The organism is Ruegeria sp. CDSB022, assembly GCF_059611145.1.
Genome location: NZ_JBXWOZ010000001.1, coordinates 806488 through 822109, shown reverse-complemented (window position 1 = coordinate 822109; position 15622 = coordinate 806488). Strand labels below are relative to the sequence as shown.

The window sequence follows — 15622 nt, the reverse complement described above, 5'->3', positions numbered from 1 at the left end:
AAACACCAACGCGAGATACCCTTGTGAACGATCTGTTTTTCTATGGCACGCTTCGGCATCTGCCACTGCTGCAACTGGTGCTTGGCCGTCCGCTGTCATGCCAGACTTTGTCAGAGGCCAAGCTGAAGGATCACGCGGTTTACGGCGTGCGCGACGAGGCATTTCCGATGATCAAGCCAGAACGTGGGGCCGTTGCGGATGGCCTTCTGGTTCAGGGCCTCGAACCCGAGGATTTCAGGCGACTGATTTTCTATGAAGGGGGGTTTGATTATGATCTGCAGCGGCAGCCCGTTGAATTGCCCGATGGCTCTGTTGTCGAAGTCAGCGTGTTCTTTCCCGAGCCTGACCTGTGGTCGCCCGATGAGCTATGGTCCTTGCAGGACTGGGCAGACGCGTGGGGGGATCTGACCCTAACCGCCGCGCAAGAGGTCATGGGCTATTACGGCAAGGCCGATGCCGTCAAGATCGCGCGCAGTTTTCCGTCGATCCGAACCCGCGCCTGGGCCAAGCTGGGTGCACGCAAACGCGGAACCGGTGACGCGCGTGATCCGAAGAAGGATGTGATCGTACACGAGCATACCCATGCCTATATTGACTATTTCGGCATGCAGGAGGTTCAGCTTCAACACCGAAGGAATGACGGCACGATGGGGTCGGTTCTGAACCGCAATGGATTGATGCAGGGCAGTGCTGTGGTGGTTCTGCCATATGATCCGGGGCGTGATGCGGTGCTTTTGGTTGAACAATTTAGGACGCCGGTTTTCCTGATCGAAGACCCCGAGCCGTGGATGTGGGAACCCGTTGCAGGCATGATTGACCCCGGTGAAACGCCGCAACAGGCTGCGCGGCGTGAGGCGATGGAAGAAGCCCAGATCAACCTCAAGTCGCTTGAATTTGCCGGAGAGGCCTATTCGTCCAGCGGATCGTCCACCGAATACGTCTATCTTTACGTAGGGTTGGCCGATCTTGAGAAAACGATAGACGATGGCGGGTTGGCCTCGGAAGGTGAGGATATCCGCACCAAAATCATTCCCTATGCTCAGTTCATGGATCAAGTCGACGGGCATGGGTTCAAGGATTTGCCGCTATTGTCACTGGCGCATTGGCTGGCTCGGAACAGAGACAGGCTGCGTGGGGCGTGATCGCGGCTTGTGGTTGTTGCGTAGCATCTGTAAATCTTCGTTGATACGTAAAGAAATGAGGGCGCCATGCGCATTGCGAAAGACCTTGCCGACGCAGTAGGGAAAACTCCGTTGATCCGGCTGCGCCGTATCAGTGAGGAAACCGGGTGTGAAATTCTTGGCAAGGCCGAGTTCATGAATCCTGGTCAATCGGTCAAGGACCGTGCCGCCCTTTATATCATTCGCGATGCCATAGCACGGGGCGACCTGAAACCTGGGGGCACCATCGTTGAAGGCACCGCCGGAAACACCGGTATCGGTCTGGCGCTTGTCGGGGCGTCGATGGGCTTCAAGACCGTGATCGTGATCCCGGAGACCCAGTCCGAAGAAAAGAAGGATATGCTGCGTCTTGCGGGCGCTCAGTTGGTTCAGGTCCCGGCAGCGCCGTATCGCAACCCGAACAACTTTGTACATTACTCTCGCCGTCTAGCTGAAGAACTGGCGCAGACGGAACCCAATGGCGCAATCTGGGCCAATCAGTTCGACAACGTCGCCAACCGTCAGAGCCATGTCGAGACCACCGGCCCCGAGATCTGGGAGCAAACCGGCGGTAAGGTCGACGGCTTTGTCAGTGCGGTTGGTTCAGGTGGCACGTTGGCCGGTGTGGCCGAGGCCCTGCAGCCCAAAGGCGTCAAGATCGCATTGGTCGATCCGATGGGGGCCGGGTTGTATTCCTATTACAAAACCGGTGAGATCGCGATGGAGGGAAGCTCGATCGCGGAAGGTATCGGGCAGGTGCGGATCACCAAGAACCTTGAGGGGTTCAAACCGGATTTCGCCTATCAGATGACGGATAACGAAGCGTTGCCCTATATCTTTGACCTTCTGCGCGACGAAGGTCTGGTCATGGGCGGATCGACCGCCATCAACATGGCTGGCGCCGTGCGCCTGGCCGAGGATCTGGGTCCGGGCCATACCATCGTTACCATCCTGTGTGATTATGGCACGCGCTATCAATCCAAGCTGTTCAACCCGGAATTCCTGCGCGAAAAAGAATTGCCTGTTCCTGATTGGATGACCGAGGCGCCGCGTAGCATTCCGGGCGTTTTCGAGGACGTATGATGTTGCGGCTGGTCCGCCTGTTTCTGGCCCTTGTTTCACTTTTGTTTGCAGTTCTGTCTGGTCCTGCAACGGCCCAGCTTTCGGATCGGCAAAGTGACTACTATCAGGGTTGGGTAAAAACGGCGGATCGGGCCGAAGATGTGATCGAGGCCAATCGGGCCTCGAACGCTTCGCTGGAAAATCTGCGATCGGAAATTCATACCTATCGAGATGTTTTCAACAGCGCGCGTGGTGCAAATACCGAACGTATCCAGACCCTGGAAAGCCAGATCAAGGCTTTGGGTCCCGGACCGGAAGGTGATGCAACCGAACCGGAAGACATTGCTACGCTGCGTTCACATCTTGAAAACCAACTGAACGCGCTGCGGGTGCCGCATATCATTTCCGACGAGGCCTTCAGTCGCGCCAACGGACTGATCGCAGAAATTGATCAGATCCTGCGAAATAGGCAGAAAAAAGAACTGTTGGAGCGCGGCCCATCGCCACTGAACCCCAGCTATTGGCGACCAGCCTGGGTTGACCTGACTGAAGCGGGCCGAAGCCTTTTCAACGAGGCTGTGCAGAACTACCAAACAGACGTGGTGCATGAGCAGCTTCGCAAACAGGGGCTTGGAATTCTATTGCTGGTCTTCGTGGCCATTGTTTTGCTGGGCTATGGAAAACGTTGGTCCGAGGCTGCCGGGAACTATCTGCGTACCATAGGGGGGCAGGGAACTGGCGTATGGACATTCCTGACATCGCTGTTTCGGATAATTCTGCCATGGCTGGGTGTTTTGTTGCTGGTAAAAGCCGTCATCTTGACGGGGATATTGGGATTGCGGGGAACCCTTCTGATACAAAACGTACCGTTCTGGGCGGCCATTGTTCTGTACTACGACTGGATTGGTCGTCAGGTCTATGTAATGCAGCAGGCGCAGGGTTTCAGAAAGCTCTCGCCAAAGCGGATCACCGAGCTTCGAATCTACCTGGATCTGCTTGCCGTTTTTCTCATTTTGCACGATCTTGGGAACCTTTTCGAACAGATCGAGAATACTTCGGATGCGACGCGCGCAGTTGTGGGCTTCCCAGTTATTCTTGCAACTGCTCTGGTTCTGTTGCGTGCGCGGCAGATACGGCTTGCCGAGGTGCAGGCAGAACCTGATGGCAATGCCCGTGGAACCGGGGTTATCCAGCTGGTCGAATTCTTGCGCCGGGCATTGTTCCTGTTGGGAGTTGTCAGCCCAGTTCTGGCCGCCATCGGTTATAACAACGCTGCTGAGGCCATTGTTTTTCCAGCGGTAAAATCGTTGATCCTGATTGCCGCACTGATCATCCTTCAACGATTCCTGACTTCGGTTTATGGATTGATAACCCGCAAGGGTGAGGCAGCCCGAGACACATTGTTTTCGGTTCTGATTGGCTTTGCCATGGCCATTTTGGCCCTGCCGGTTCTGGCGCTGATCTGGGGCGCACGCGAGACCGATTTGTTAGAGGCATGGTCGCGGCTCCTTTTGGGGTTCGACATTGGGGGCGTGACAGTCTCGCCCAGTAATTTCTTTACTTTTCTGGTGGTTTTCCTGATCGGATACGGACTGACACGCGCCCTGCAGGGTGGGTTGCGGACCTCTTTGCTACCAAAGACGAGCATTGATCCCGGTGGTCAAAACGCGATTGTTTCAGGGACGGGGTATGTCGGTATCTTCCTGGCAGCCTTGGTCGCCATCATGGTTGCGGGTTTCGATCTGTCGTCTCTGGCCATCGTGGCCGGGGCGCTCTCTGTCGGGATCGGATTTGGTCTGCAAACTATTGTCTCGAACTTTGTGTCCGGCATTATTCTTTTGGTCGAACGCCCGATCTCAAAAGGCGACTGGATCGACGTAAACGGGATGATGGGTTATGTGCGCGACATCTCGGTACGCTCGACCCGGATTGAGACCTTCGATCGAACAGATGTCATTGTCCCAAACTCGGACCTGATCAGCGGTGTTGTCACCAACTATACCCGTGGAAATACGATCGGACGCGTCATTGTCCCGGTCGGGGTGGCCTATGGTACCGATACCCGCGTAGTCGAGACAATCCTGGGCGAAATCGCCAACGCACATCCGATGGTATTGGCGAATCCGGCACCCAACGTTGTGTTTCAGGGGTTCGGTGCGGATTCTCTGGACTTTGAAATCCGCGCCATTTTGCGGGATGTGAATTGGGTTCTTTCGGTGAAGTCCGACATGAACCATGAGATCAATCGCCGCTTTGTGGAAGAGGGGATCGAGATACCGTTTGCTCAGCGTGATGTCTGGCTGCGAAACCCCGAGGCTCTTCAATCGTCAGATAACGCGCAAATGCCCCCATCTGAGCCTGTTTCAGAGGCAAAAGCGCCCCCGGCCTCTTCGCCCGCCGAATTGACCGAGGCTGATCTTTCCGACGGTGATGGTGACGAACCCTGAGGCAAGTTCGGGCCTGAAACGAGCCAGAGAATTTTACACTAATCGGGCCTTGCAAATCCCCAGTCGATAGTCCAAATAACGCCCGCACGGAGAGGTGGCCGAGTGGTCGAAGGCGCACGCCTGGAAAGTGTGTAGGCGGGAGACCGTCTCCAGGGTTCGAATCCCTGTCTCTCCGCCACAACACCAGCTCTTGTCTTGGACGCTTAGGTGTTTCACATCTCAGACATTGTTTTGGAGCCCCCCAGCAAAAAAGGCTCGGTAAGCGATTCACATAACCCATGTTGAGCGAATTCATCCAATTTAGATGGCCCAGAATTACTGTTTCTTGCAGGCAAGGGAATTTCAGGATGCGAGGCAGTCAAACTGTTGGGTAGGGCCTATTCCTGTGTCGGTTGGGTAACTACAGGTGAAAACTCGGCGCTCGGCTTGTTCGCTGATGCGTCTGTTGAGATATCAATACATCTACAACGCCAAGTGAACGTTATTCCTTGGCTGGTTCGTTTTGCGATAGGTGCGCCGCAAAATTGCGCCCGGAGGTTAGATGTTACTGTCTGTCGTCATTCCATGCATGAACGAAGAGGAGTCGATCCCCTTACTGGTGGAGCGCCTGATCGCTGCGACTGAACAGTGGAACGCCGAATCCGAGATTATTCTGGTGGATGATGGGTCTAATGACGAAACATGGCGCGCAATCTGTGCCCAAAGCGAGTTTCATCCGCGTATTCGCGGTTTGAAGCTATCGGGTAACCGCGGTCACCAGATTGCTCTGACAGCGGGGCTGAATGCAGCCCAAGGGCAGCGGATTTTCATGTTGGATGCCGATCTGCAAGACCCGCCGGAGCTTTTGTCGGACATGATGGCGATGATGGATCAGGGTTATGATGTGGTTTATGGGCGTCGGAGTGAGCGAAAAGGCGAAAGTTGGATTAAGAAAGTAACAGCTCATGGTTTCTACCGCATATTGAACCGGCTTTCGGACGTACCCATTCCAAATGACACGGGCGATTTCCGGCTTGTTAGCCGTCGGGCGCTGGATGCGGTTCTGAGTATGCCGGAACGCGCGCGGTTCGTTCGGGGCATGTTCGCTTGGGTTGGTTTTCGTCAAATCGGGATCGAATACATCCGCGACCCACGGATCGCGGGCGAGACCAAATACCCGATGTCCAAGATGATCCGCTTTGCGCTTGATGCACTGGCGAGTTTTTCGATCAAACCGCTGCAGATCGCCACACGAATGGCCTTTCTGACACTGATTATCGCCGCGCTGATGGCGGTCTACGTCTTTTGGTCCTTGATCCTTTACAACGCGGTTGCGGGTTGGGCGTCGACGGTTCTGGTGATCAGTTTCTTCTCGGGTATCCAGCTATTGACGCTTGGAATCATGGGGGAATATCTCGGACGTCTGTATATCGAGGCCAAAAACCGACCACTCTATTTTGTAGATCAAGAGACCTCAGAGATTTCGGACACCATAGTAGAAGAGAAGACCGCGCAGAAATGAGCGAACGGCGCCGCATAATCCGGTTTGCCATCGTGGGCTTAGGCGTGGCTGGTTACTACATGCTGGCCTATCTGGGCCTGTTGCGCGTGTTTCATTCGCCTTGGATCGCCAATGCATTGGCTTTTGGGTCCGCAATCCTGATCCAATATATTGGGCAAACAGTCTGGACCTTCGGGCAGGCGCTGGTGGTTCCTGCACAGTTTGGGCGGTTTCTTTGCATGGTCGGAATTGGGCTGCTGGTTTCAGCTGCGATTACCGGACTGGCCGGTCCTCGTTTTGGCCTGAGCGAAGCTGCCTCGGCCGCTGTCGTTGTAGTTGTTCTGCCTGTGATCAACTTCGCGTTCCTACGGCTATGGGTCTATAAACCGCAGAATTCAACCTAGAGATTGGCAATGTCGCATATCTATTCAAACGAGTTCTTTGACTATATTGACCAGGGCGCCAGGCGGTCCGCAAACAGGCTAATTGCTTGCCTTCTAGGAAAAATCTCTGCGGACAGTGTCGTGGACTTTGGCTGCGGGCGGGGTGTGTGGCTGTCGGAGTGGCAGGCCGCGGGTTGCAAGGATATTGCCGGTGTCGATGGCGACTATGTGGATCGTGACAAGCTTGCGATACCGGCTGAGGCGTTTATCAGTGCAGATCTGTCCAAACCGGTCGAGCTTGGACGCCAGTTTGATTTGGCTCAGTCGCTTGAGGTCGGTGAACACTTGCCGCACGACGCGTCGGCCAGCCTGGTTCAGAGCCTGACCACACATAGCGATCTGGTCCTGTTCTCAGCCGCCGTTCCGGGGCAGGGCGGCGAGTTTCATATAAATGAACAGCGCCTGTCCTTTTGGCAGGGTTTGTTCGCTGAACGGGGATACACTGCCTATGATTGTTTGCGGCCTGAAATGTTCGGGGATCAATCGATCGAACCCTGGTATCGGTATAATTCTGTCCTCTATGCGAACCAATCAGGGGCAGTCCGGCTGTCTCAGGACGTGCTGGATACCAAAGTCGCGCCCGGCGCGTTGAAAGAGGTCGGCAGTTTAGGCTGGACCCTACGCAAGCTGGTTGTGCGTGCCTTGCCCCGGTCGGCTGTCACCGCTATCGCTCAGGTCCGGGCCTCTGTTATTGCAAGGTCATATGGCGACAAATCATGACGGAAAAAACATCTCGGCAGGAGTTTCTTTTTCTGTCCCTGCTTTGCATCGCTGCGTTGTTCTTGATCAATTGGCCACAGCTTTTCGACCCTTTCGTACGTCATGATGATTTCCCGGCGCTGCTGGGCTGGACCGAGATTGCCTACCACAAGGCCTTGGATGAAGGTCGTTGGTTGAACTACTGGTGGCAGTTCCGGCCATTTCTATGGCCCTCACAAATAAGCATGTATCTCTATAACATAGCCTGGGGCTTGTTCTCGGCTGCGGCAGCAGCCGCGATCATGGAGCGTTCGGACCCGATCTGGTACAAAGGTTATCTTGCGCTATTCATTGCGTTTTCGGTTCCAGCATTCCTGATTTCATACTGGTTCAACACGTTGCTGCCGGGGATCTGGGTTATCACCTTGTACAGCCTGGCAGTTCTGTTTCTGCCGCATCGTGTGTCGCTGGCCCTTTTGGTTGTGGCAGTGCCCTTATCCTTCATGGCCTACACGACCTATCCGTTCCTGTTGCTGACACTGATCCTGCTGTCAAACAAGGCGCCAAAAACCTATACCAGCGTCGCTGTTACGCTGATCATTTTCTTTGTCAGCCTGGTTCTGGCGTTGCTGAGTGTTTACACCCTGAACTACTTTTATCATGGGATATTTGGTATACCGGTTGCTGAATGGCGTGGGCCGAACGAAGTAAATTCGGTCGATGACCTGCTGCTGAACCTTACCAAGGTCAAAGTATTCCTTCGATCCATCATCTATACAATGGGCGGAGGGACAATCGGTTATGGCTTGATGCTCTTGGCCCTATTTGCAGGTGCCTGGGGGTTCCTGTTTACCCGAAGACGGATGTTTGCCGTCGCGATCCTGATGGCTGCACTTGCTGGTCTGGCACCGCTTATCCTCAAGGCGATTATGTCGGGGGTGCAGGTCCCTGTTCGGGCATTGAACTGGCTTTGGATCTTGTTTGGAGTCGTGCTCACCACGTGTGGGGTTCAGTTTCTGCAGTCTTCAAAAAGATGGTTAAGTGTTTCGCGTATCTTGTTGATGTGCGTGTTGATGATCAATTTGATGCTCATTGGCAAAACATCGTTTATGTTCATCCCGCCTTGGCAAAAAGCAACGCGCGCATTGGCGCAAAGCCTGCCTGAACAGGTCGAAACCGTATATATCTATGGGCATTTTCTTGGCGTGAATGGCGCGGCAGACGCCAGAGTTCAATTCGAACGGGGGCTGCGGTTGCGGTTAAACTATCTGACCGGGGCCGAGATCATCATGTGCTGGAAGCAGCCCGATAGATGCGATGGGATTACACCTCCGTTCGATCCAGGCGACTGGGTCTCGACGCCTGTTGTCGCATCATCTGGTGACCAGGCCTTTATCCTTTTGCCGCGTCCCAATCTGGGGCCCTGATCAAAAGGTGAGTTGTAACAGGTTTGAGAAAATTCTATGAATGCGCCCACTTGGGCTGTCCGGCATTCAAGGACACAGACCCCAACCCCTGTTGGAACACCCGGACATGATTGACCTGAGCGACCACAATCCCCTGCGAAAAAGTCGCAACTACCTGATTTATCAGCACCCCGAGGTCGAAGGGGCGCTGCTGAAAGTGCGGGTGGACGAACCTGTGCGTAGCCATTTTCTGCCGCGTTATGCCGAATGGCGCTATGGCAATCTGCGCCAATGGAACCGCGAAGCAAACGAATATCTGGCGGCGCTCAACCGTGGATGCCCTGAGATCGAAAGGTTGGCGCAATTCATGGGATATGCGCCAACATCAGCGGGCCCGGCGATAGTGGTGGAAAAACTGACCGGCCCGGACGGAGATCTTGCGCCAACCCTGCATTCGGAACGCGTCGCGCTGGCCAAAGATCACGCCGGACGTGAACGTCTTCATGCTGAATTGATGGAACTGTTTGACGATCTCGAAAGCGGCCGGATCATTGTGGGTGACATGGGGTTCGAAAACATCGTTCGTGCGCAGGAAAGAGGCGGCAAGCTGACCGTGATTGACGGCGTTGGCGAGAGGGTTCTTTTTCCGCTGTCACTGGTCAGCGAAACAGCGTTTCGCAAGTCAATCGACCGCCGGCGACAGAGGATGTCGAGTGGCTTTGGTTTAATGAAGACCTGACCACTAAACTGCTACGCGCAGGGGAAAGGCGCGTTCGACTTCTTTTGCTATCTCCGCAATCAGGGCTTTTGTCACGGCGTTGCGGTTGTTCATCTGAACCCGTGCGACATAGGCAAGCTCTGGAGGGTTTGGAAAGACATCGTTGATGACTTCCATGTCTGGTGTAATGTGCATCCCGTTCAATAGCGCTATGCCCAGCCCTGATCGAACAGCCGACTGGATTCCTGCTGCACTTGGACATTCCAGGATATTGTCAAAGCGGTGGTCCTGCTGCTGACTGTCTTCCATTCCCCATCTCCGGTAGAAACACTGTGTGTCAAAGGACAGAAACGGAACCGGTTCTGACAGATTCAGACGATAGTCGGGTGATTTGACCCAATGAAGGGAATCCTGAAACAGGATCAGATCTTCGGGCTGCACGTCGTTGCGAAATATCTGAATCACCGCCAAGTCTAATTCACCGGCCTTCAACCAATCCTGAACATTCAGGCTTTGACCAGTGCGGGTTCGTACGCGAACATCGGGGTACAGCCGCGTGAAACGTCCAAGAATTTGGGCGATCCCGCTGGTTGTCGCATCCTCGGTCATGCCAAGCCGCAAGTGGCCGGTGAGCGGCCTGTTACCAAGTGAGGCCACCGCTTCGTCATGCAGAGTGGTAATTCGACGGGCGTATTCACAAAGACGCAGCCCGTCTTCGGTGAACAGGGGGGCACCTTTGCGGCGAGTCAGCAGTTTGCAATTCAGTGCGCGCTCTAAACGGCCGATCTTATGGCTGACTGCCGATTGCGAAAGCGCAAGGTGTCGGGCCGCACTGGTCACACCACCATAGGTCGCGATTGCTAGCAGCGCGCGCAAAGCGTCTATTTCCAAACGTTCGTTCATGAATGCCCATGACAGATTTTGATCATTGAATGATAATCATTCATTTGCGGCAAAGGCAAATGTCAGATTAGGTATCGCGAACACAATGTTCGCGGAGCTTCGAAATGAACAATCTGTACCCGGAGGATATCACAGACTTCGAACATCAGTCGGCATGCAAATCTGGTCCGCTGACGCTGTCTTCTTCTTTCGGCAAAGGAAAGTGTAACTGATGACGGAAGACAGAACAGCTAACCGCCGCCTGACAACACTGTTTGAGATCACCGGATCGGTTCTGGCTATGGCTTATGCCTTGCTGATTGCTTCGAATATTGGCGCTGAGATTCTTGGATTCTCCCTACTGTTGGTGTCATCGGCGCTGTTTGCCGCATGGGCATTGATTGATCGGCGCTGGACGTTTTTGCTGTTGCAGGCGTTCTATGCGACCTCTGCCATTATTGGACTGATCCGTTGGGCATAAACTTGGTGTAGGGTTGCCGCCAGGAACTTGTTAGGACGGATCTATGACGGATCAGGACAGAATCGATATCGGCTTTCTGCTGTTTGATGGCTTTCCGATGGCTTGTTTGACATCGGTGATCGAACCCCTGCGGGCGGCCAATGAAATCGCAGGTCATCAAGCGTTTAGATGGTCGCTGGTTTCTGAACGTGGTCAAAAGGTTCAGTCAAGCGCAGGGGTTGGGTTCGAAGCAGATCGCGCGTTGGCGGACTGCAGGAATATCGACATTCTATTCCTGCTCAGCAGCCCGTCTTCGGTCTTTGACAACGCTGTTAGCGGCAATGCCTTGCTGCGTGGTCTTGGGAGGCACGGAACAGTTCTGGGCGGGATCAGCGGTGGCGTATTCCCTCTTGTGCGATCCGGTGCAATGGCAGGTCAGCCGGTCTCGGTCCACTGGTGCTATGAGGCGGCATTTGAGGCCGAGTTTCCCGATATGGACGCCCGGAGCGAAGTGATCGTGCGCACCGTGACGCGCTATACCGCCGCCGGTGCAGCGGCAGGGTTCGACCTGGCACTGCATTTGGTTCACGATCGCTTGGGCGGTGACATTGCGCATGAGGTTGCGTGCTGGTTTCAACATCCGATGATGCGCGGTGCGGCAGTGCGTCAGCAGGTGCCCAATGCGACAGCGCCGAAAACGGGAGACCGCCTTCCACCGCTTGTTTCACGCAGCGTTGAAATGTTTGCCGCCAATTTAGGTCAAGCGATCTCGATTGCTGAAGTTGCGAAACAAATGGGCGTCACACCTCGTCAGATCGAGCGGGCATTCAAACAGGCAACCGGACACAGCCCCAGCCATTATTACCGTGCCATGCGGATGAAAGCGGCGCGGCAGATGGTGGTTTATACCAAAGACCCCATTTCCCAGATCGCGGCCGCTGTCGGCTATGGATCTGTTGCGCCCTTGGTGACACATTACCGGTCGGCTTTTGGCCTGAGCCCCAGCGAGGACAGGCGCCGCATCAACCGTTTCCGGGTTGAGGATAACGCCCCTTTGCCCTCGGTCTAGGCGCTGACTAAAGCGCCGATCGCATCGCCGTCAGGATCGCATGGTGCAGAGATTTGGCGGACGAGCGCGGACCGTACAGGCTGTAGTGATCCGAATCACGACACAGCACGAAACAGCCAATATGGTGGATCGAGCTGCGCGCCGCCGTTCCCATAGTCAATATGCGCAGATCCAACTGGCACAAAAGCTCCAGCACTGCTTGAATGTTCGCACCAGCCAGGTCGAAACGCACCCAGGCATCGGTCTGTTCAGTGACAGAGGCCGCAGACCCAATGGCAGATTTTACTTGCGTAGCAAGGTCCTCGTGCGTGTCATGCGGTGCTTCAACCATCCATTGCTCTGGCCCCGCCCAAAAGGCGGTGATTGCGGTTCCTTCAAACCTCTGGACCTTTGGTGCCTCAGCGCCAATTAGTTTCTTCAATGCGGCTTTGGCCGCTGTTTCCTGACCGAGCCGCGCCGCGACTGATGCCAACGCCACGCCCGGTATCTCGGAACAGGTGACAGGCCCAACCGTGTCTACCCGAGGGTCAGGCGCGCCGAGGGCGGTTATCGCAACCAGATTATCCACGCAGACGTTCTCCTTCCGGGTCAACGAAATGGGCCGAGACAATTTCCACCTCGACCGTCAGGTCCGTCAGCGGAGAGACAAGGCGCATTTTTTCGCCCAGCCTGTCGCCGCCGTTTTTCAACAGTCCCAGCCCAATGCTACTGTTCAGAATGGGTGAGTAGACGGCTGAGGTGACATAGCCCTGATCATGGGCCGCATCGACCGGGCCATCGTTCTTCATCAGGTGGCCACCGGCGGTTACCTTGTTTTCAGGCTCCAACGGTTTGATCCCCACCAGCATCAGTGCATCCGGTTGGTTCAGTGCCTCGCGTTCCGACAGGGTTGATCCGATGCTGTCCTTCTTTTTGGACACCATGCGGCCCATTCCCAGGTTCAGGGCGGTTGTGGTGCCGTTCAACTCGCTGCCTGCAGCATGGCCTTTTTCGACCCGCATGACGCCCAGTGCTTCGGTGCCATATGGGACAACGTCGAACTCTTCGCCCTCGGCCATCAGCCTGCGCATCAATGCGTCGCCATAGCGAGAGGGAACCGCGATTTCGAATGCCAGCTCGCCTGAAAAGGAAATCCGGAACAGCCGCGCCCGAAGGCCGCCGCACACGGTGATGGTTCCACAGGCCATAAAGGGAAAGGCCTCATTCGAGATGTCGAATTCCGGGTCGATGATTTTTCGCAGCAGCTTACGGGAATTGGGCCCGGCAACTGCATATTGCGCCCATCCTTCTGTGGTGGATATCAGCTGCACATCCATGTCCGGGCACAGGCACTGGCGCACGAATTCCATGTGGCGATAGACGACTACGGCATTTGCGGTCGTGGTAGTGACGACGAAATGATCCTCGGCCAGCCTTGCCGCTGTGCCATCATCCATCGCCATGCCATCTTCGCGCAGCATCAGGCCATAGCGGGTTTTGCCGACCGCAAGCTTGGCGAAACCATTGGCATAGACCCGGTTCAGGAACGCTGCCGCATCGGTACCCTGCACGTCGATTTTGCCCAATGTCGTGCAGTCGCACACCCCGACCGAGGCACGCGTCTGACGCACTTCACGGTCCACGCTCTCGCGCCAATGGGTCTCGCCGGGCAGGGGGAACCACTGCGCGCGCAGCCAGTTGCCAACCTCGACAAACACCGCGCCGCGTTCTTCGGCCCAGTGATGTGAGGGCGTCAAGCGGGTAGGGTGGAACTCTTTGCCCTTCATCCGGCCTGCGAAAGTAGCAATCGGGACGGGGGTATAGGGCGGGCGGAAGATGGTGGTACCGGTCTCGGGGATCGACTTACCGGCCAGCTCGGCCATAATCGCCAGCCCGCCGATATTCGAGGTCTTGCCTTGGTCCGTGGCCATGCCCAGCGTGGTATAGCGTTTCAGATGCTCGACCGAACGGAAGCCCTCCTGATAGCTGAGACGGACATCCTTGACCGTCACATCGTTCTGCTGGTCCAGCCATGCGCGTTTGCAGCCCTGAACGTACCAGAATGGGGTCTGCGCGATGGGTGCGTCCTCGGCTTCGGGCAGATCGGGTTTGGCGTTGGTCAGGTCCAAAGCGGCGATTGCGGCCTCGGCGCCAGAGCGCAACGCACCGTAGGTAGACATATCGCCGTTTGCCGCGCCGGCAACGGACATGCCTACCGGCAGGTCCGCGCCGGGAACAAAGGCGGCCAGCGTCTCATCCCATGCGGGGCGGCCGCGCTGGTGGCAGGTCATGTGGACGTTGGGGTTCCAACCGCCCGAGACGCCCAAGGCACCGCATTCCAATGTCCGGGTTGAGCCATCGGGCAGGGCGACTTCGACAAAGCTCAGCCCCAGTCGGCCTTTGGTATTTGTGACCTGAGCACCCTGCAGAACTTCGTAGTCATGGCTGATGGGGGCGTCTTTGCGCACATCGATCACCGCAGTGATTTTGACACCTTTGGCGTGCAGATCAGCTGCGGTGCGGTGGCCGTCATCATTGTTGGTAAAGACCGCGACGCGCTGCGAGGCCGCCACTCCGAAACGGTTGGCATAGGTCCGCAGGGCGGTGGCTGTCATGATGCCGGGGCGATCATTGTTCTCGAATGCGATTGGCCGCTCGGTCGCGCCTGCGCACAGCAGCGCCTTTTGGGTATAGATACGCCAGAGGATTTGCCGGGGTTTGCCTGAGGGCAGGCTGGGCAGATGATCGCCCGTACGCTCGACCGCGCCATAAATTCCGTGGTCAAACGCGCCGATCACCGTGGTGCGCGGCATCAGGCGCACATTGGGAAGCGCGGACAGCTCGGCCACAGCCTGCGCCGCCCAGTCAGACGCCGCAGCATCGTCTATGGTGAGTGTTTCGCTGTTCAGGCGACCGCCCAGGGCGAAATCCTCATCCGCCAGAATGACATCCGAGCCCGCACGACCCGCGGTCAAAGCCGCCATAAGACCGGCTGGTCCGGCACCAATGATCAGCAGATCGCAATGGCGAAAGCCCTTGTCGTATTCGTCCGGGTCCTCTTGCATCGAAAGCGATCCAAGCCCGGCTGCGCGACGGATTGTAGGCTCGTACAGCTTTTCCCAGAAGGCTGCAGGCCACATGAAAGTCTTGTAGTAAAAACCCGCAGACAGGAAGTTGGAAAACATGTCATTCACGGCCAGCGCGTCGAATTTCAAGCTGGGCCAGCGGTTCTGTGATCGCGCCTCAAGCCCCTCGAACATCTCGGTCACCGTGGCGCGCGTGTTGGGCTCTTTGTGGGCGCCGCTGCGCAGCTCGACCAGGCCGTTGGGCTCTTCGGATCCGGCGGTCAGAAGCCCGCGCGGGCGGTGGTATTTGAAAGACCGCCCGATCAGACGCACATCATTGGCCAACAGGGCCGAGGCCAGCGTGTCGCCGGGATGCGCAGTATAGCTGCGCCCGTCAAAGCGGAAGTTCAGCGTGGTGTTGCGGTCAATCTGTCCGCCGTTCAGCCGGTTCACCTGCGTCATTTGGAGCGCCCCCGTTCGCGGGCCACATCGCGGGCCAGTTCCACATTTGAAATCTCGTGGGTGAGCGTGTTGCGCGTGACGACCAGCCAGGATCGGTCACCTGTTTCGTGGTACCAAAGCTCTCGGTGTTCGCCTGCCGGGTTGTCGCGCAGATAGGCATAGTCGTGAAAGGCCTCGACGGCATTTTCCGCCTGCCAATCGGGGCGATCAATCAGCGCGGCGTCACCCAGATAGGTGAATTCTGATGCATCACGAGGCCCAAGAAGGGGGTGGTTGATTATCATGTCTGG

Annotated in this window: 14 protein-coding genes and 1 tRNA gene; 11 read left to right on the top strand and 4 right to left on the bottom strand. The window is 56.2% G+C overall.

Annotation, left to right across the window (positions count from 1 at the left end; genetic code table 11):
- Positions 1-23: 23 nt before the first annotated feature.
- The 9 genes from AC2FIZ_RS04145 (at position 24) to AC2FIZ_RS04105 (ending at position 9436) form a co-directional block, all read left to right on the top strand.
- Positions 24-1142 (top strand): NUDIX domain-containing protein, encoded by a 1119-nt coding sequence (locus tag AC2FIZ_RS04145; RefSeq protein ID WP_496790634.1) that lies wholly within the window; start codon positions 24-26, stop codon positions 1140-1142.
- Positions 1143-1208: 66 nt separating this feature from the next.
- Positions 1209-2243: a cysteine synthase A gene (locus AC2FIZ_RS04140; RefSeq protein WP_496790633.1), complete on the top strand. Its 1035-nt coding sequence runs from the start codon at positions 1209-1211 to the stop codon at positions 2241-2243.
- Positions 2243-4669: a DUF3772 domain-containing protein gene (locus AC2FIZ_RS04135; RefSeq protein WP_496790632.1), complete on the top strand. Its 2427-nt coding sequence runs from the start codon at positions 2243-2245 to the stop codon at positions 4667-4669. Before AC2FIZ_RS04140 ends, AC2FIZ_RS04135 begins: the two co-directional genes overlap by 1 nt.
- An 88-nt stretch (positions 4670-4757) precedes the next feature.
- A tRNA-Ser gene (locus tag AC2FIZ_RS04130) sits at positions 4758-4847 on the top strand.
- A 363-nt stretch (positions 4848-5210) separates the two neighbouring features.
- Positions 5211-6170, top strand: a complete 960-nt coding sequence (locus tag AC2FIZ_RS04125; protein ID WP_271946727.1) for a glycosyltransferase family 2 protein — start codon at positions 5211-5213, stop codon at positions 6168-6170.
- Complete coding sequence (locus AC2FIZ_RS04120; RefSeq protein WP_271946729.1) at positions 6167-6553, top strand: GtrA family protein; 387 nt, start codon at positions 6167-6169, stop codon at positions 6551-6553. Before AC2FIZ_RS04125 ends, AC2FIZ_RS04120 begins: the two co-directional genes overlap by 4 nt.
- A 9-nt stretch (positions 6554-6562) precedes the next feature.
- Positions 6563-7312 carry a methyltransferase domain-containing protein gene (locus AC2FIZ_RS04115; protein WP_281994717.1) on the top strand — a complete coding sequence of 250 codons (750 nt, stop codon included), beginning with the start codon at positions 6563-6565 and terminating at the stop codon, positions 7310-7312.
- Positions 7309-8718 (top strand): hypothetical protein, encoded by a 1410-nt coding sequence (locus AC2FIZ_RS04110; RefSeq protein ID WP_281994716.1) that lies wholly within the window; start codon positions 7309-7311, stop codon positions 8716-8718. The genes AC2FIZ_RS04115 and AC2FIZ_RS04110 overlap by 4 nt, the downstream gene beginning before the upstream one ends.
- 40 nt (positions 8719-8758) lie before the next feature.
- On the top strand, positions 8759-9436 hold the full coding sequence (locus tag AC2FIZ_RS04105; protein ID WP_281994715.1) for a YrbL family protein: 678 nt from the start codon (positions 8759-8761) through the stop codon (positions 9434-9436).
- A gap of 3 nt (positions 9437-9439) precedes the next feature.
- Here AC2FIZ_RS04105 and AC2FIZ_RS04100 read toward each other — a convergent pair whose 3' ends face one another.
- Complete coding sequence (locus tag AC2FIZ_RS04100) at positions 9440-10318, bottom strand: LysR family transcriptional regulator (protein WP_271946738.1); 879 nt, start codon at positions 10316-10318, stop codon at positions 9440-9442.
- Between the two features lie 211 nt (positions 10319-10529).
- Between AC2FIZ_RS04100 and AC2FIZ_RS04095 the strand changes: the two genes are divergently transcribed.
- Positions 10530-10778: a hypothetical protein gene (locus tag AC2FIZ_RS04095; protein ID WP_142634203.1), complete on the top strand. Its 249-nt coding sequence runs from the start codon at positions 10530-10532 to the stop codon at positions 10776-10778.
- Positions 10779-10821: 43 nt separating this feature from the next.
- Positions 10822-11826, top strand: coding sequence for a GlxA family transcriptional regulator (locus tag AC2FIZ_RS04090; RefSeq protein ID WP_496693249.1), 1005 nt, complete (start codon positions 10822-10824; stop codon positions 11824-11826).
- 7 nt (positions 11827-11833) lie between these two features.
- Here AC2FIZ_RS04090 and AC2FIZ_RS04085 read toward each other — a convergent pair whose 3' ends face one another.
- From AC2FIZ_RS04085 to AC2FIZ_RS04075, 3 genes are read right to left on the bottom strand one after another with little or no spacing between them, the layout of a single operon-like run.
- The gene (locus tag AC2FIZ_RS04085) at positions 11834-12394 is read right to left on the bottom strand and encodes a sarcosine oxidase subunit gamma (protein WP_496790631.1); all 561 of its coding nucleotides are present in this window, start codon (positions 12392-12394) and stop codon (positions 11834-11836) included.
- Positions 12387-15332: a sarcosine oxidase subunit alpha family protein gene (locus AC2FIZ_RS04080; RefSeq protein ID WP_496790629.1), complete on the bottom strand. Its 2946-nt coding sequence runs from the start codon at positions 15330-15332 to the stop codon at positions 12387-12389. Before AC2FIZ_RS04080 ends, AC2FIZ_RS04085 begins: the two co-directional genes overlap by 8 nt.
- On the bottom strand, positions 15329-15616 hold the full coding sequence (locus tag AC2FIZ_RS04075; protein ID WP_496790628.1) for a sarcosine oxidase subunit delta: 288 nt from the start codon (positions 15614-15616) through the stop codon (positions 15329-15331). The genes AC2FIZ_RS04080 and AC2FIZ_RS04075 overlap by 4 nt, the downstream gene beginning before the upstream one ends.
- Positions 15617-15622: the final 6 nt, after the last annotated feature.